Origin of the sequence: Gillisia sp. Hel_I_29 (genome assembly GCF_000744275.1) — a bacterium.
Classification (GTDB): Bacteria; Bacteroidota; Bacteroidia; order Flavobacteriales; family Flavobacteriaceae; genus Gillisia.
Window position 1 is genome coordinate 568537 of sequence record NZ_JQLP01000001.1, and the last position, 18030, is coordinate 586566.

At 34.8% G+C, this 18030-nt stretch carries 16 protein-coding genes; 7 read left to right on the forward strand and 9 right to left on the reverse strand.

Annotation, left to right across the window (positions count from 1 at the left end; genetic code table 11):
• Positions 1–15 precede the first annotated feature (15 nt).
• The gene (locus tag P163_RS02655; RefSeq protein WP_034887335.1) at positions 16–1011 is read right to left on the reverse strand and encodes an NAD(P)H-dependent glycerol-3-phosphate dehydrogenase; all 996 of its coding nucleotides are present in this window, start codon (positions 1009–1011) and stop codon (positions 16–18) included.
• A 294-nt stretch (positions 1012–1305) separates the two neighbouring features.
• On the opposite strand from P163_RS02655, the gene lysM reads away from it, so the two are divergent.
• Positions 1306–1806, forward strand: a complete 501-nt coding sequence (gene lysM / locus P163_RS02660; protein ID WP_034887337.1) for a peptidoglycan-binding protein LysM — start codon at positions 1306–1308, stop codon at positions 1804–1806.
• Positions 1807–1959: 153 nt separating this feature from the next.
• Here lysM and nadD read toward each other — a convergent pair whose 3' ends face one another.
• From nadD to P163_RS02680, 4 genes are all read right to left on the reverse strand, one after another.
• Positions 1960–2544 (reverse strand): nicotinate (nicotinamide) nucleotide adenylyltransferase, encoded by a 585-nt coding sequence (gene nadD, locus P163_RS02665; RefSeq protein ID WP_034887339.1) that lies wholly within the window; start codon positions 2542–2544, stop codon positions 1960–1962.
• 2 nt (positions 2545–2546) lie between these two features.
• On the reverse strand, positions 2547–3128 hold the full coding sequence (gmk, locus tag P163_RS02670) for a guanylate kinase (RefSeq protein ID WP_034887341.1): 582 nt from the start codon (positions 3126–3128) through the stop codon (positions 2547–2549).
• Positions 3128–3985: a YicC/YloC family endoribonuclease gene (locus P163_RS02675; protein WP_034887344.1), complete on the reverse strand. Its 858-nt coding sequence runs from the start codon at positions 3983–3985 to the stop codon at positions 3128–3130. The genes gmk and P163_RS02675 overlap by 1 nt, the downstream gene beginning before the upstream one ends.
• A 71-nt stretch (positions 3986–4056) precedes the next feature.
• Complete coding sequence (locus P163_RS02680) at positions 4057–5022, reverse strand: YheT family hydrolase (protein ID WP_034887347.1); 966 nt, start codon at positions 5020–5022, stop codon at positions 4057–4059.
• Positions 5023–5126: 104 nt separating this feature from the next.
• Between P163_RS02680 and P163_RS02685 the strand changes: the two genes are divergently transcribed.
• Entirely contained in the window at positions 5127–5612 is a 486-nt protein-coding gene (locus tag P163_RS02685) for an acyl-CoA thioesterase (RefSeq protein WP_034887350.1), read from the forward strand.
• On the opposite strand, the gene P163_RS02690 is transcribed toward P163_RS02685, so the two are convergent.
• From P163_RS02690 to P163_RS02700, 3 genes are read right to left on the reverse strand one after another with little or no spacing between them, the layout of a single operon-like run.
• The gene (locus tag P163_RS02690) at positions 5596–6498 is read right to left on the reverse strand and encodes a DMT family transporter (protein ID WP_034887352.1); all 903 of its coding nucleotides are present in this window, start codon (positions 6496–6498) and stop codon (positions 5596–5598) included. The two genes, P163_RS02685 and P163_RS02690, sit on opposite strands and share 17 nt — an antisense overlap.
• Positions 6491–6844, reverse strand: coding sequence for an arsenate reductase family protein (locus P163_RS02695; RefSeq protein ID WP_034887354.1), 354 nt, complete (start codon positions 6842–6844; stop codon positions 6491–6493). Before P163_RS02695 ends, P163_RS02690 begins: the two co-directional genes overlap by 8 nt.
• Positions 6845–6901: 57 nt before the next feature.
• Entirely contained in the window at positions 6902–7612 is a 711-nt protein-coding gene (locus tag P163_RS02700) for a DUF3298 and DUF4163 domain-containing protein (protein ID WP_231556142.1), read from the reverse strand.
• 133 nt (positions 7613–7745) lie between these two features.
• Here P163_RS02700 and P163_RS02705 point away from each other — a divergent pair, with 133 nt between their 5' ends.
• Positions 7746–8888 carry a cystathionine gamma-synthase gene (locus tag P163_RS02705; RefSeq protein WP_034887357.1) on the forward strand — a complete coding sequence of 381 codons (1143 nt, stop codon included), beginning with the start codon at positions 7746–7748 and terminating at the stop codon, positions 8886–8888.
• A 24-nt stretch (positions 8889–8912) separates the two neighbouring features.
• On the opposite strand, the gene P163_RS02710 is transcribed toward P163_RS02705, so the two are convergent.
• Positions 8913–9689, reverse strand: a complete 777-nt coding sequence (locus tag P163_RS02710) for a THC0290_0291 family protein (protein ID WP_034887359.1) — start codon at positions 9687–9689, stop codon at positions 8913–8915.
• Between the two features lie 199 nt (positions 9690–9888).
• Here P163_RS02710 and gdhA point away from each other — a divergent pair, with 199 nt between their 5' ends.
• The 4 genes from gdhA to ileS all read left to right on the forward strand — a co-directional run bounded on the left by gdhA (position 9889) and on the right by ileS (position 18029).
• The gene (gdhA, locus tag P163_RS02715) at positions 9889–11232 is read left to right on the forward strand and encodes an NADP-specific glutamate dehydrogenase (protein WP_034887361.1); all 1344 of its coding nucleotides are present in this window, start codon (positions 9889–9891) and stop codon (positions 11230–11232) included.
• 77 nt (positions 11233–11309) lie between these two features.
• Positions 11310–12029: a DNA repair protein RecO gene (recO, locus tag P163_RS02720; protein WP_034887362.1), complete on the forward strand. Its 720-nt coding sequence runs from the start codon at positions 11310–11312 to the stop codon at positions 12027–12029.
• A complete protein-coding gene (locus P163_RS02725) occupies positions 12030–14435 on the forward strand; it encodes a TonB-dependent receptor (RefSeq protein WP_034887363.1) in 2406 nt (801 codons plus the stop codon).
• Positions 14436–14633: 198 nt separating this feature from the next.
• Positions 14634–18029, forward strand: a complete 3396-nt coding sequence (ileS, locus tag P163_RS02730) for an isoleucine--tRNA ligase (protein WP_034887364.1) — start codon at positions 14634–14636, stop codon at positions 18027–18029.
• Position 18030 lies beyond the last annotated feature (1 nt).

Genomic DNA, 18030 nt, shown 5'->3' on the forward strand with positions numbered 1-18030 from the left:
AGAATAGGTAATGTATTAATCTAGTTTTTCAGCAAGTTTATTGAAGACCTTTTTAGGATTCTTTCCTTCATATAAAATAGCGTATACAGCATTTATTATTGGAGTCTTGGCTCCTTTTTCCTGATTTATCTTATAGGCGCTTTCTGTTGCATAATAACCCTCTGCAACCATGCTCATTTCCATTTGGGCGCTCTTTACAGTATATCCTTTCCCAATCATATTCCCGAACATTCTGTTGCGGCTAAAGACAGAATACCCCGTAACTAAAAGATCTCCTAAGTAGGCAGAATCATTAATGTTACGTTTCATCTTATGTACTTTCTTAATAAACTTCTTCATTTCTCTAATGGCATTGCTCATTAAAACACTCTGGAAGTTATCTCCATATCCTAAACCATGAGCAATCCCAGCAGCGATAGCGTAAATGTTCTTAAGCATTGCCGCGTATTCTGTGCCAGTAACATCATCACTGGTTTTGCAGGTAATATAATCGCTTTGTAAATGATCTGCCATGATTTTAGCCTTAGCTTCATCTAAGCAGGCAATGGTAAGATATGAAAGTCTCTCTAACGCAACCTCTTCTGCATGACATGGCCCTGTAATTACCCCAAAGTTCTCATCTAGTACTCCATATTCCTGATTGAAATGTTCTCCAACAATTAGACTGCTCTCCGGAACAATCCCTTTTATAGCAGAAAAGATTACCTTATCTTTTAAGGAAACTTTTAGCAGATCTAATTCTTTCTTTACAAAGGCAGATGGAATTGCAAAGATCAAGTAATCTGAAGCTTCCACAATCTCATTAATATCGTTGCTTAAATTAAGCTGATTTACATCAAATTCAACAGAACTAAGATAATTTGGATTGTGATCTTGAGTTCTAATGTGCTCTATAGCAGTCTTGCTACGCATATACCAGTTTATAGTGTCAAGATTTTCTGTAAGCATCTTAACTATAGCAGTGGCCCAGCTTCCGCCACCTATAACACCAAATTTGGGAGAGTTCGTCATATTGAATTTATTCGCGTCAAAAATACAATAATTTAAATAATTTAAAGAATCGAGAATTTTAATACAATCCTCCACAATGATTTAAAGCTTTCTGCGTTAGAATAGAGAGAATGGTTAGGAATATCTATTTCTCAATTATTTTAGTTTTTTGGGTTGGTTATTTAGTAAAACAGCATTGCAGATTTTATTTGCAGTGCTGTTTTTCTTTTTAATTTAAGTAACAAAACTTTAATACTTTATTCTGAAAAGGTAATGGAGGGATTTAGTATTTTAGAATAAACAAAAAAACAACATATGGGATTATTTAATTTTATTAAGAATGCTGGAGAAAAATTATTTGGAAAAGATAAAAAAGCCAAAGAATCCTCTCCAGAAGTTACCAAAACCAACATCCAAAAAGAGCATGATGAAGATTTGAAAGTTGCTTCAAGGTTGAAAGAAACTATTCAGGATCTTAATTTGAAAGTGAGTAATTTAAATATTACTATAGATGGAGAACTGGCAACTGTTTCTGGATTGGCTTATGATCAATCTAATAAAGAAAAGATAGTGCTTGTAGTTGGAAATGTAGATGGTATTGCACAGGTTCAGGATAATCTTGAGGTTGAGAATAAAGAACCAGAATCTGTATTTCATACGGTAGAAAGAGGAGATACCTTAAGTAAAATAGCTAAGGAGCATTATGGGAATGCCAATAAATATCACACGATATTCGAAGCAAATAAACCTATGCTTTCAGATCCAGATAAGATATACCCAGGGCAAGTATTAAGAATACCAGCTTTAGATAAATAATATATTATAATAGAATAGTTTTAAAGGACTGTTTAAAGAATTTGCGAATATTACATTGAGCGCAGTCGAAGTGCTAGGTTATTGTTCCACAATGAAAAAAGTAGGATCATTTAATCAACCCGATGTTCAAAAATAATTCTTTAAACAGTCTTTTTATTTATAGAAATTCATTCTATCTGCATATTCCCACACCTTCTCTGGTAACATCGGTTGGATATTCTTCTTTTCTTTAATTGCTTTCCTAATGAATGTAGAAGATAATTCAATTATTGGTGCATCAACTCTATGAATTTTAGAATGATCTTTAAATTGATTTTCGATAATACCTCCAGATATTCTTGGATAAACGTATATGGAATGTCTTTCTAAGATCACTTCATAATTTTTCCATTTATGGAAGCTTTTCAAATTATCTTCTCCCATTATTAAAGAGAAATCGTGAGTGGGATGTTTTTCTTCTAAAGCTACCAACGTAGTGGTGGTATAATTAGGTTGAGGTAATTTAAATTCTATATCACTAGGCTTTAACTTTTCATAACCTTCACAAGCCAATAAAGCCATTTCTAATCTATGATGATTGTCTAAAAGGCTGCTTTTTTTCTTAAAAGGATTGTGAGGTGTAACTACCAACCAAATTTCATCCAGGTCTGAAAATTCTGCCATATAATTGGCAATTATCAAATGGCCCATATGGATTGGGTTAAAAGTACCAAAGTATAAGCCTATCTTCTTTTTCATGTCTAATCTACATTTGCCTCTACAAAATTAGAAACCAAATTATAGGCTTCATCTAGTGCAGTTTGTAGATGAATATTTTCAATGATAAAATCGAATTGAGGTGCGGTAGCCAGTTCTATAGATGCTTTTGCAACCCGCATATTTATTTTGTCATCAGATTCTGTCTTACGTTTTTTCAAACGTATCTTCAGCTCTTCAATACTAGGAGGTTTTACAAAGACCGCAAGAGTTTTTTCCGGATAGATGTTCTTAATATCCAGTCCTCCTACCACATCAATATCAAAGATCACATGTTTGCCATGAGACCAGATACGTTCTATCTCTGCCTTTAAAGTTCCATAGAAATTGTCTCTATACACTTCTTCCCATTCTAAGAACTCCTCATTTTTTATTTTTTTCTTAAAATCTGAAAGGCTTAAGAAATAATAATCTTTAGCATCTACCTCTTCTGGTCTTGGCGCTCTAGAGGTTGCAGAAATTGAGAATTCCAGGTTTAATTCTTTCTTAGCTAATAGGTAGTGTACGATGGTTGTTTTTCCAGATCCCGAAGGTGCAGAAAAAACTATAAGCTTACCGGTGTTCATTAAAGTACGTTTAAAAGTTGTTCTTTGATCTTCTCTAATTCGTCTTTCATTTGCACCACCAGCTGTTGCATAGGGGCGTAGTTAGATTTACTTCCAATGGTATTGATCTCTCTACCCATTTCTTGAGAAATAAATCCAAGTTTTCTACCATTGGAATCTTCAGAATCTATGGCTTCTTTAAAATAATCTAAGTGATTGTTCAATCTTACTTTTTCTTCAGTAATATCAAATTTCTCTATGTAGAACATTAATTCCTGTTCAAACCTATTCTCATCAACTTTCTCTTTAAGATCTGCCACTCCCTTTCTTAATCTTTCTTTTACTCCGGCTATTCTTTCCGGATCTATGGCAATGATCTCCTTTAAAAGTCTTTCAATATTTTCTATTCGTAATTTTAGATCTTTTTCCAACGCATTTCCTTCGTCAGATCTAAAATTATTGATCTCTACTAATGCCTGTTTAACAGCCTCTTCAATAGATTCAAATTCAGTTTCATCAATTTCTTCACGATCTGTTTTTAAAGCATCGGGCATTCTAACCGCCATCTTTAACAGCTCTGTTTCATCACCATTGCTAAGCTCTCTAAGCTGATTCATGTATTTTTTGACCACTGCTGGGTTAATAGAAGCCGTAGTTTCTTCTCCGGTAACTTCAACATAAAGAGAGAAATCTACTTTTCCACGAGTAAGCGAATTACCAATAAGATTACGCAAAGGCAATTCTTTTTCGCGGTATTGTCCCGGGATTCTGGCGTTTAAGTCTAAATTTTTGCTGTTAAGCGACTTAATTTCTACGGTGATCTTTTTGGAAGGGAGTTGCAAAAGGCTTTTCCCAAACCCGGTCATTGATTGAATCATGCTTGATTTTTAAAAGGTTGGGCAAAGATAATCAAATCTTCACCAGCACAAAGAAACTTCCGGAAAGTCTGTTAACTATGAGATTTTATAAATTCTAAAGCTCTTTCTTCAGAATACGTATGTTCTTTCTTCTGAAGAAATCCTACATGACCACCATATTCTGGAAGCTCTAAATAGAAATTAGAATTGCTTTTTGCAAGCGCTACAGGATAACAGGATTCAGATAAAAATTCATCATTTTTGGCGTTTATAAGAAGTGTTGGGATCTTAATATTTTCAATAAAATTTAGTGCGCTACTTTTGGAATAATAATCTGCAGCATCTTTAAAACCATGAGCTTTACTCGTATAAAGATCATCTATAGAAACCAAAGTTTTACAAGAATCTATCTTTGCTCTATCCAGATCTTTAGGAAACTTACCTTCTCTTAAATACAGTTGTTCTTTTAATTTCTTTAAGAACCTTTTAGAATACAGACTGTTCTTGGATTCTGCCAGTTTTTGACATGAGCCGGCAAGGTCTACTGGAGTTGATATAGCAACTGCCGCTATCAATTCTTTAGGAAGTTCATTCCCTTCACCTAAATATTTGAGTACCACATTACCGCCTAAGCTAAATCCATTTAGTGCAATCTGTGTATATTTTTGTTTAGATAGAATTTCAGTTATTACGGCTTTAAGATCTTCGCTAGCCCCTGCATTATAAGATCTATAAAGTCTATTCATCTCCCCACTGCAACCTCTAAAATTCATAGCGGCTACATCCCAGCCTTTGTCATTGAATAATTTTGCTAATCCAGTTACATAAGGCCTTTGTGCATTACCTTCTAAGCCGTGCAGTATGATCAATACTTTAGTAGATTTTTTTTTAGCTGAATAACTCCAGTCTATATCTAAAAAATCTCCATCTTCCAGCTCAATCCTTTCTCTGTGTTGATCTACATCTTTTACTTTTCTAAAAACTGAAGTGTAAATAGTAGAAATATGATAGTTCCTAAATAAATAAGAAGGGCGATAATGACTTTTGAGTAGTGGCATAATGGCAAATTTCGGGAAATTTTACTCGTGAGCATAGGTTAAACCTCATTTAAAATGTTATGCATGCATAATAATAATTTGTATTTTTATCGAAAATTTTAAATATGTATACTAAAGAATTTGATATAAGATGGAGTGATATAGATGCGAACAGGCATTTAGCAAATACCGCATACATCAATTTTATGAGTCATACCCGTATGGGATTTTTAATGGAAAATGGTTTTGGACAAGAAGAAATGGCAGTTCACAATTTAGGTCCGGTAGTGTTTTATGAGCATGTATATTATTTCAAAGAGGTTTTTGCAGGAAAACCTGTAAAAGTAAGTTTGGAATTAAAAGGTCTGTCTGAAGATGGAATGTATTTTGAATTTGCTCATAATTTCTACGATCATAAGGGTAGAAATTTTGCTCATTGTGAGATGATGGGTGCTTGGATAGATTTAAAAGAACGAAAGTTGTCTAGATTGCCGCAAGAATTATACAAAAAATTAGACCAGCTTTCTCATACTGAAGATTTTAAAATTCTTACAAAAGAAGATACTCGTAGATTTGGTAAAAAGCCTGTAGATCTTAAGACAGAGATCTAGAGGTCTTCGTTTTCTTGGTAACCATATAAACTCCTGCAAAAACCAAAATTGCAGCAACTATTTTTACGGTTCCTAAAGTATCTGCGCCGGTACTAACTGCGAAAATAATTGCGATTAGCGGTTGTAAGTAAATAAACGAGCTTATGGTAGCTGCAGAAAGCTCTTTTAAGGCAAAAATGTTAAGTAAATAAGTGGCAAAGGTGGTTCCAACTACAACAAAGCCTAATTTCCAGATGGCGTGAATGGGGAGCGCACTCCACGCAACCTCTTTAAATTCTGAGATCGTTATTGGGAAATTGATGATCACCGCAAATAAAAAGAGCCATTTCATAAGTGTAAATGGATGATATTTTGCAGTTAAAGGTTTTACAAGGATAAGATACATCCCGTAGGAGAAAGCATTTATTATAAAGAAGAAATTTCCTAAAGGAATATTTGGTGCATTGGCGGTGTGTTGATTGCTAAAAAATATTAGTGTTAAGGCACCTCCAAGGCCCACAATAATGCCAATGATCTTAAGGAAAGTTATTTTTTCTTTAATAAGAATTGCTGCTAATATTAATACCAGAATTGGTGATACGGTAATAATTACAGAACTGTTAATTGGCGTAGAAAGACTTAATCCTTTAAAAAATAGTAGCATATTTATTACCATTCCAAATACAGCGCATCCTAAAATCCTTGGCCAATCTGAAGTTGATATCTTTTCTTTGGGTCCCCAAAAGCTGATAAGCCAAAAAAGAATCGCTGCGCCGGTAACTCTTAAAAGGATAAATCCAAAAGGTTGAATATAAATAGGCATCACATCTTTAGCTATAGTATGATTTATACCATAGATGGTGCTTGCCGCAATTGCTGCTAAAATAGCAAGCATTCTTTTACTCATGAATAGCTTTTTTCGCGGCCTCCACTGTTTTTTTTGCGTTACCTATAAAGATCTTGTCATTATCAATAATTACAGGTCTCTTTAAAAAAGTATAATGCTCTAATATCAAATTTTTGTAACGGTCTTCAGAAAGATCTTCGTTCTTTAGCTCTCTTTCTTTATAAAGTCTAGCTCTTTTGCTAAAAAGTGCCTCATAACTGCCAGCTAATTCTTTCATTTCATCTAATTGATCCTCTGTGATCTGTTCTTCTTTTATATCCTGAAGAATAAATGCTGAAGATGGCTCAATTTCACTTAAGATCTTTTTGCAGGTTCCACAAGTGGATAGATGGAATATTTTTTTCATGATATTGTATTTAAAACAAAATAGATCAATTTACTTCTCAGAACATTTGAAAGGCTATTAGTTCAAATTCATATAATTCTGTGCTTTCTCCATAGGGATCACTAATTGAATTCCGCCTTCAGAATAAGATGCTACCTCGTAGGCATTATATCTTAAAATGATCTTATTGTTTAAGATTCCAATATTTTGCGGTAAATGAAATTGATCGTCTTCAAAGAAAAATCCAGTACTATTGATAGATTCATTTTCAGGAATTTCATTCTTTTCTCTAAAAAGCTTTTCTGCATATTGCTTAAATTCTGAATTGAATATCATATCGTTTGATAAGATATTTCCGGTTTCCGGATCAAAATTTACGTAAGTAATACTGGTATAGCCATGGGCACCTCCGGTAAAAAGAGCCAATTTGTATTCTATAGAAATTACTTCAGGAGTTTCATTTACTAATTTTCCTTCTACAGATGCTTCCCATGGAATGTTATATTCCGGGAACTCTTTTGCAGAAGCTTCATAGTTATCCATAAATCTTTGCACCAAGGCTTCTAAGCTAGAAATATCATCTTCTTCCTGATAATCTACCAGACTTATAATGTGTTGTTCAATATTATCGTTCAATGCTTTACTAACCTCGCCCTTATTGGTGGCCATAGGAGTGTGAATACTTATAAAAGCACAATTCTCTTCTTCAGAAACACAATTTGTTTCAGAAACTTGGTCTAGTGCAATCTCTTCAAAGGTTAATTCAGTTTTGTCATTAGTACATCCCACAAGTATCACAAGGATTAAGAGGGTTGAAAGCAGTTTTTTCACGATAGATATTCATTGTTAAATTAGGGATAAAGGTACGTGCTATTTTGTCAATCGCAAATACGAGCATTACTTTTACATTAAATATTTAAGTATGAAATTTAACACCAAAACTATACATGGAGGACAGCAAAATATAGACCCTGCTTATGGCTCTGTAATGCCTCCAATATACCAGACAAGCACTTATTCTCAAACCACTCCTGGGGGGCATAAAGGTTATGAATATTCTCGCAGCGCAAACCCAACACGTACTGCATTAGAAAATGCACTGGCTAGTATTGAGAATGGAAAATTTGGTTTAGCATTTGGTTCTGGTCTTGCCGCTATAGATGCGGTAATGAAACTCTTTAAACCGGGAGATGAAATTATTTCTACCAATGATCTTTATGGTGGTTCATATAGATTATTTACAAAAATATTTGAAGGTCTAGGTCTTAAATTTCACTTTGTTGGAATGCAGGATTCTTCTAAAATAGAATCATTAATCAATACCAATACAAAACTTATCTGGGTAGAAACTCCCACAAATCCAATGATGAGTATTATAGATATAGAAGCTGTTGCAGCGGTATCTAAAAAGCATAATTTAATATTGGCTGTAGATAATACCTTTGCTACTCCCTATTTACAGCAACCTTTGGAGCTTGGTGCCGATATTGTAATGCATAGTGCCACCAAATACCTTGGCGGCCATAGTGATGTGGTGATGGGATCTTTGGTGGTGAATGATAAAGGGCTTGCAGATAAACTTTATTTCATACAAAATGCCATTGGCGCAATTGCTGGGCCAATGGATAGTTTTTTAGTGCTTAGAGGAATAAAGACTTTACATATTAGAATGCAAAGACACTGTGAAAATGGAGAGAAAATAGCCCATTTTCTAAGATCTCATCCTAAAGTAGATAAGGTATACTGGCCGGGATTTGAAGATCATCCAAATCATGAAATTGCTAAAAAACAAATGTCTGGGTATGGAGGAATGATCTCGTTTACTACAAAGGAGAACTCTCTAAAGGGAGCTGTAAGTGTAGTAGAAAAATTAAAAGTCTTCACTTTGGCAGAGTCCCTTGGAGGTGTTGAATCTTTAGCCGGGCATCCGGCAAGTATGACGCATGCTTCTATTCCAAAAGAGGAACGAGAAAAAACAGGTGTGGTAGATTCTTTAATTAGGCTTAGCGTTGGAATTGAAGATGAAGAAGATCTAATTTCAGATCTTAAACAAGCTTTAGCTTAGCAATGCATTTATTATTTTTTAAAATTAGAAGTTCAAATAATAGATATAGCCCACATTAACCCAAAGAATCCAATCTTTTGCTTTATTCTGTGGGGCATCTATATTAAGACCATCTAGCCAATCTGTATTATAATAATGCCATCTAGATTCTATTGCCAGATCGCTAGAGCGTGTTAATTTGTAACGTGCGCCTGCACTTGCAGCAACCGCCCAGGTAGAGCCGTTGGAAAGATCTATACCACCTACAAAGGTTGGGAATACATTGTTAGGATCGTCTAAAGAACCAAGATCTGAATACGCACCTGGCTGGTAATTTACAAAATGAACTCCCAGGCTAACAAATGGTGAAAAAAGATAGGAAAACGCGGTATAATCTCTAATGCTTAAAGGATAGTATTCTAACGAAGCTCCAATTTCAATAGTTTGAGACTCTCCATGCATAGCCCTCAATAATTTTCCTCCAATACTTCTTTTAGCAGCTACAGGACCATAATGTTCTAGTTTAGATTTAAAATAATCTATTTCTGTACGAATCTTAAAATGATCATTGAAGTAACGATCTCTGGTATAGCAACTACACTCTGCTCTGTAAGCAAAGTTCATATAATGTACCAAACCCAATCCAAAACCAGAGTTACTTATATTATTTTGAATATCCCATCGTTCGCCATAATCTGTAAAAAAGGAGGTTGGGCCCACTAATACTCCAATTTCATGAGAAATTCCGAGTTGGGCATAACCTCTTTCCGAATAAGACAGAAAGAGAACGCATATTAATATAAATAGTAGGGATTTCTTCATATGAAGGGGCATTGAAGTCTTAACAAAGATATAAAATCCTACTTAACGAAATATTAACTTTTTGCATTAATATATGCAGTCTGTATATTAGGGCGTTAATTTTATATCAAAATATAAAAAATGACGATACTTCATCATATTCCTTTTATATTTGTATGAAATTACGATAAAGTTATAATAACAATATTATCACTACATTATGGATAAAAATGTAAAAGATTTTTTAGATGTTGTTTCTAAAAGAAATCAAAACGAACCCGAATTTATGCAAGCTGTTCATGAGGTTGCAGAAACGGTGATCCCATTTATAGAAAAGAATAAAAAATATCAAAATGCCATGTTGTTAGAGCGCATGGTGGAGCCAGAGAGAGTAATTATGTTTCGTGTGCCTTGGTTAGATGATGAGGGAAAAACTCAGATCAACAGAGGTTTTAGAATTCAGATGAACTCTGCTATTGGACCTTATAAAGGTGGATTACGTTTTCACCCAACGGTAAACCTTAGCGTTCTTAAATTTCTTGCTTTTGAACAAGTATTCAAAAACAGCCTTACAACTTTGCCAATGGGTGGAGGTAAAGGTGGTTCAGACTTTGATCCAAAAGGAAAGTCTGATAATGAAGTAATGAAGTTTTGCCAAAGTTTTATGACAGAGCTTCAACGCCATATTGGAGCAGATACAGATGTGCCTGCTGGAGATATTGGAGTTGGTGGACGTGAGATTGGATTCTTATTTGGGCAGTACAAACGCTTAAGAAATGAATTTACCGGAATTCTTACCGGAAAAGGTCTTACGTATGGTGGGTCTTTAATTAGACCAGAAGCTACAGGATACGGAAACGTATATTTTGCACAAAATATGTTGCAAAGAAAGAACGATAGTTTTGAAGGAAAAACCGTTGTGATTTCTGGTTCTGGAAACGTTGCGCAATATGCAACAGAGAAAGCAACAGAGTTAGGAGCTAAGATCATCACAATGTCAGATTCTGGAGGATACATTCTTGATGAAGCTGGAATAGATGAAGATAAATTAGCATTTATCATGGATCTTAAGAATGTTAAGAGAGGAAGAATTAGCGAGTACGTAGATAAATACGCTAGCGCGAAATATTTTGAAGGAGAAACTCCTTGGGGTGTTAAGTGTGATGTAGCGCTTCCTTGTGCAACTCAAAATGAGTTACATGAGAAGGATGCTAAGACATTGGTAGATAACGGATGTATGCTTGTAGGAGAAGGTGCTAACATGCCTTGTACTCCAGAAGCTATTGAGGTATTCCAGAAAGCTAAGATCTTATTTTCTCCAGGAAAAGCTTCTAATGCTGGTGGAGTAGCTACTTCAGGTTTAGAAATGTCTCAAAACTCTATGAGATATAGCTGGACTTCAGAAGAAGTAGATAAAAAACTTAATGAGATCATGAAAGATATTCACGATGCTTGCGTAGAATACGGAAGTGATGATAATGGATATGTTGATTATGTTAAAGGAGCAAACATTGCAGGATTTGTGAAAGTTGCAGATGCGATGCTAGCACAAGGAGTAGTATAGTTTACTACACTATAAAATTTTAGAAAAAGCCACTGTAAAGTGGCTTTTTTGCTATCTTCAAGTTTTATATTTTCCAAATGCAAATTCATACAGAAGCCATAGTTATTAGCGCTTTAAAATATTCTGAGGCAGATCTCATTGTAAAATGCTACACGCAAACTAGCGGACTTAAAACGTATTTGCTAAGAGGTATTTTAAAATCAAAAAAAGGCAAGTTCAAAACCTCCATGTTTCAACCTTTAACGCAGTTGGAAATAGATGCCAATCATAAAGATAAAGGCACTTTAGAATATATGCAGGAAGCTAAGGTGGTTTATACGTATAGATCTTTGCACACCAATGTGGTAAAATCTACACTCGTATTATTCCTATCTGAGATCCTTAAGAATGCTATTCAGGAAGAGGAGCAAAACGAAAGTTTATATCAGTTTTTAAAGAATAGCATGAATTGGCTTGATGAACATTCTGAAATTGCAAATTTTCATTTATTGTTCATGCTTAAACTAACACAGTATCTAGGATTTTATCCGGATGATTCTGATATGGACCACTTGTATTTTAATATGTTGGAAGGAGTTTTTCAAGATTCTAAGACTAACAATTATTGCGTAGAGGGCTATAATGTTAGCGTTCTTCAGCAATTCCTACAGGTTAAGTGGGAAGATATTCAGAACATCAAATTATCTAAAGAAAAACGTTCTGATTTTTTAAATATGATAATCCTTTATTTTCAGCTTCATATTGAAAGTTTTAAAAAGCCAAAATCTTTGGCAGTCTTTCATGAAATCTTCAATTAAATGCGCACGATCTTATTATTCATATTCACGTTATTTATTTGTAATATCTCGCTGTATGCCCAAGAGATCAAAGTTCTAGATGAAACCACTTTTTCACCAATATCTAATGTAGCTGTTTATAATAAAGATAGATCTAAAAGTGCAATAAGCGATGAAAATGGAAATATAGATCTTTCTATATTTTCTAGAGAGGACCTCTTAATCTTTCAGCATATTTCGCATTTAGAAAAGAGGATCTTAAAATTAGAGATTTCAGGAGAGCCTGTAATTTATCTTACCGAAGACCAAAATTTGTTGAAAGAAGTGGTGCTTTCAGCAAATAGATTTAAGCAACGAAGAAAAGAAGTTGCACAGAAGATTGTAAGTTTAACTAAGGAAGATATTATTTTCTCTAACTCTCAAACCTCTGCAGATTTAATGGAGAGTACGGGCAATGTATATGTTCAAAAAAGTCAACTTGGAGGGGGGAGCCCTATGATAAGAGGATTTTCTACCAATAGGTTATTAATTACGGTAGATGGTGTTAGAATGAATACCGCTATTTTTAGAAGTGGAAATATTCAAAATATCATTTCTATAGATCCGCTTGCCATACAAAGTACAGAGGTTATTATGGGCCCTGGTTCTGTGGTTTATGGGAGTGATGCCATTGGGGGCGTTATGAATTTCTATACCTTAAGTCCTACCTACGCTTCTGCTGGACCATCTACTTTTTTAGCAAATGCATATGTTAGAACATCTACAGCTGATAATGAACGAACCGTCCATACAGATTTCAATTTCGGGTTACAAAATTGGGCTTTTCTTAGTAGTATTTCTTATTCTGATTTTGAAGATCTTAAAATGGGAAGCCATGGGCCCGATGAATTTTTAAGACCGGAATATGTAATTAGATCTAGCGGAGAAGATCTGGTAAGGGTCAATAAAGATCGTAAAAAACAAGTGCCTACAGGTTATGAACAGATCAACCTACTTCAAAAAATTTCTTTTAGTCCTAATGATCTTTGGGATCTCAATCTCGGCCTTATTTATTCAAATACGTCTAATTATTCCAGATATGATAGGTTGGAACAAAAGAGCCGTGGAACGTTGAAATATGCAGAGTGGTATTATGGTCCGCAAGCTTGGTTTATGGGAAACATAAAAATTAATAAAAAGGGAGATGGAACGTGGTATGATAATCTTCAATTTACAGGAGCTTATCAAAACTTTGAAGAAAGCAGGTTTGACAGAAAGTTAGCATCAGAAATTCTGTATAGCAATAAAGAAGAAGTACATGCTTATTCCGCGAACTTGGATGTGGTAAAAGATTATAACAAGAACAAATTATTCTATGGTTTGGAATACGTGGCAAACAAGATAAACTCTAGTGGATATGCGTTTAATATTCTTACAGATGCCATTGGGTATAATTCTTCCAGATATCCAGATAAATCTACATGGCAATCTATGGCAGCATATATTAGTTCTAATTGGCAACTTAGAGATGATTTAAATTTACAATATGGATTGAGGTATAATTTTATAAAGATAAAGGCAGATTTTCCGATTGAAACGTATGATTATCCATTTTCTGATGCAAACCTAAATACCGGAGCGTTAACAGGAAATGCAGGTGTAAGCTGGCAACAAAATGAGAAGCTGGAGTGGAAACTTAATCTTTCTACAGCATTTAGAGCGCCAAATATAGACGATATTGGAAAGATTTTTGATTCTGAACCTGGTGCTGTAGTTGTTCCAAATCCAGATCTTAAACCTGAGTATGCATATAATGGAGAGCTTAATTTAGGTTGGAAATTGTCTAAAAGAATCACCTTAGATTTAGCTACTTTTTATACCTATCTAGAAGATGCGATGGTTAGACGAGATTTTGTTATGAATGGCAATAGCAGTATAGAATATCAAGGAGAATCTAGCAGAGTGCAAGCAATTCAAAATGCTGCAAGTGCCTATGTTTATGGTTTAGAAGCTGGCGTTGAGGTTAAATTAATAGAAGGTATAAAGTTATTATCTCAGCTTACTTATACAAAAGGAGAAGAAGAGCAGGATAACGGTGAAGAAGCGCCTTTAAGACATGCCGCTCCTATATTTGGAAATACACACATAATATGGGTAAGTGGTAGATTAAAATTGGATCTATTTTCAGAATACAATGGAAAGTTAGATTTTGATGAATTGGCTCCATCAGAACAGAGTAAAGATTATTTATATGCTTTAGACCATAATGATAATCCATATTTTGCAAATTGGTATACTCTTAATGTTACAGGGCAGTTGGCGGTCTCAGATCATTGGGTTACAACACTTTCATTAGAAAATTTTACAGATCAACGATATAGAACCTATTCTTCAGGAATATCTGCAGCAGGGAGAAATTTGATCTTGGCGGTTAGCTATATTTTCTAAAATTTGCTATCCTTCGCAAATCTTTAGATTAATATTTCAGGCAACTTTTTTTACTGATTATTTGCTATTTCTTAATTATTTATATCAATTCAATAGCTATGATCTTGTTGAACTAAGTAGGTTAGTATTTTAATCATTTAGGCACTTTGGTTTTGCTAAAAAGCATTATTTTCGCAACTCATAAGAAATTTCTAGAAAATGAGCACAAAGTTCGCTGAATATAAAGGACTTGACTTACCTAAAGTAGCAGAAGAAATTCTAGCGTACTGGCAAGAGAATGATATTTTTGAAAAGAGCGTAACTACACGTGAAGGTAAAGAGCCATTCGTGTTTTTTGAAGGGCCACCTTCTGCAAATGGTCTACCTGGAATCCACCACGTAATGGCCAGAGCTATTAAAGATATTTTTTGTAGATATAAAACACAAAAAGGGTTTCAGGTAAAAAGAAAAGCAGGTTGGGATACCCATGGCCTTCCGGTAGAGCTTGGAGTAGAGAAAGAACTTGGAATTACTAAAGAAGATATTGGCACCAAAATTAGCGTAGAGCAATACAATATTGCATGTAAAAATGCGGTAATGCGATATACCGATGTTTGGAATGACCTTACTGAAAAAATGGGATATTGGGTGGATATGGAAGATCCATACATTACTTATAAACCAAAATATATGGAAACAGTTTGGTGGCTGCTTTCTGAGATCTATAAAAAAGACCTTATCTATAAAGGGTACACCATTCAGCCTTACTCACCAAAAGCAGGAACTGGTTTAAGTTCTCATGAGCTTAATCAGCCGGGGACGTATCAGGATGTTACAGATACTACGGTAACGGCCATGTTTAAAACAAAGCCGGAAACATTACCAGAATTTTTAAAAGAATTTTCTGAGAATCTTTACCTTATTGCATGGACAACCACTCCATGGACCTTGCCATCTAACACTGCTTTAACAGTGGGGCCAAAGATCCAATATGTTACTGTAAAGACTTACAATCAATATACGTTTGAGCCAATAACTATAATTGCTGCAAAAGATCTTGCGGAAAAGCAATTCGATAAAAAATTTAAAAAGGTAGATTCTGAAGATGGTTTGGAAGGTTATAAAGAAGGAGATAAAATTCCATTCATTATAGGCGATAGTTTTGTTGGGAAAGATCTTGTAGGGATCAAGTATGAGCAATTAATGCCGTTTGTACTACCATATAACAATCCGGAAAATGCGTTTAGAGTTATTTCTGGAGATTTTGTGACTACAGAAGATGGTACCGGAATAGTGCATACCTCACCTACTTTTGGTGCAGACGATGCGCTTGTAGCAAAACAAGCAACTCCAGAAGTTCCACCTTTACTGGTAAAAGATGAGAATGACAATCTTGTTCCATTAGTAGATCTGCAAGGTAAATTTCGTCCAGAACTGGGAGAATATGGTGGGAAGTATGTAAAGAATGAATATTATGACGATGGGCAAGCTCCCGAGAGATCTGTAGATGTAGAGATCGCCATTCAGTTAAAAGAAGAAAACAGGGCTTTCAAAGTAGAAAAATATGTTCACAGCTACCCAAATTGCTGGAGAACAGATAAGCCTATATTATACTATCCTTTAGATTCCTGGTTCATTAAGGTAACAGATGTTAAGGATAGAATGTTTGAATTGAACAAAACCATTAACTGGAAACCAAAAGCTACCGGAGAAGGTAGGTTTGGAAACTGGTTGGCAAATGCTAATGACTGGAATCTTTCTAGAAGTAGATACTGGGGAATTCCACTTCCTATCTGGAGAACAGAAGATGGAAAAGAAGAGATCATTATTGGTTCTATAAAAGAATTGAAGTCTGAAATGGCAAAATCTGTGGAAGCAGGTTTTATGAAAGAAGATATTTTCAAATCTTTTGAAGTAGATAATATGAGTGAAGAGAACTACGACCTAGTAGATCTTCATAAAAATGTAGTAGACACTATTACATTGGTTTCGGCTTCCGGAAAACCTATGAAAAGGGAGTCAGATCTTATAGATGTTTGGTTTGATTCTGGTTCTATGCCTTATGCACAATGGCATTATCCATTTGAAAAGCCGGAAGATGAAGGCTTAATGCAGGCAGATTTTATTGCAGAAGGAGTAGATCAAACTCGAGGTTGGTTCTATACATTACATGCAATAGCAACTATGATCTTTGATAGGGTTGCTTATAAGAATGTGGTTTCTAACGGACTAGTTCTAGATAAGAACGGGCAAAAAATGTCTAAGAGATTAGGAAACGCTGCAGATCCATTTGAGACTTTAGCAGCTTTTGGCCCGGATGCTACCAGATGGTACATGATCTCTAACGCAAATCCATGGGATAATTTAAAGTTTGATCTTGAAGGAATTACAGAAGTAAGTAGAAAATTCTTCGGAACGCTCTATAATACCTATTCCTTCTTTACGCTCTATGCCAACATAGACAACTTTACCTATAAAGAAGAAGATGTTGCCTTAGAAGATCGACCAGAAATAGACAGATGGATACTTTCAGAATTGCATACACTTATTAAGAAAGTGGACGAATTTTATGCAGAATACGAACCTACAAGAGCAACCAGAGCAATTTCAGAATTTGTTCAGGAAAACCTTAGTAACTGGTTTGTTAGATTGAGCAGAAGACGTTTCTGGAAAGGAGATTACGAGCAAGACAAGATATCTGCTTACCAAACTTTGTATACTTGTTTGGAAACGGTAGCAAAATTGAGTGCTCCTGTAGCTCCATTCTTTATGGATAGACTTTATAAAGACCTGAATTCTGCAACAAATAAAGAGAAATTTGATTCTGTTCACTTATCAGACTATCCTAGCTATAATGAGGCTTTTGTAGATAAGGCACTGGAACACAAGATGGAAAAGGCGCAAACCATTTCGTCTTTGGTACTTTCTTTGCGTAAAAAAGAAATGATTAAGGTAAGGCAACCGCTTCAAAGAATTATGATTCCTGTATTGGACGAAGCTCAAAAAGCAGAGATCGCAGCGGTAGAAGATCTTATAAAATCTGAAGTGAACGTTAAAGAAATCGAATTAATTGACGATGCTTCAGGAATATTGGTTAAACAAGCCAAACCAAATTTTAAAGCATTAGGGCCGAGATTTGGAAAGGATATGAAATTGGTAGTGAATGTTATTAATAATTTTACTGCTGATGATATTTCAACATTAGAAAGAGAAGGGGAGCTTAATGTTGAGGTAAATTCAAAAATGATTAAATTAGCTCCTGAAGATGTGGAAATAACTTCTCAAGATATTGAAGGCTGGTTGGTTGCAAGCAGCGGAAATATTACGGTAGCTCTGGATGTTCAAATTAGTGAAGAGCTTAAAATGGAAGGTATTGCCCGTGAACTTGTAAATAGAATTCAAAATCTGAGAAAAGATTCTGGGTTTGAAGTTACAGACACGATAGACGTAACCCTACTGAAAAATAGTGTTGTCGAGGATGCTGTTTTGCACAATATGAACTATATTAAAAACGAGACATTAACTGCCAATCTCGAATTCGCAGATGTGATAACAGACGGTACGGAAGTTAGCTTTGACGATGTTGTTACTAAATTATGTGTCAAAAAACATTAAA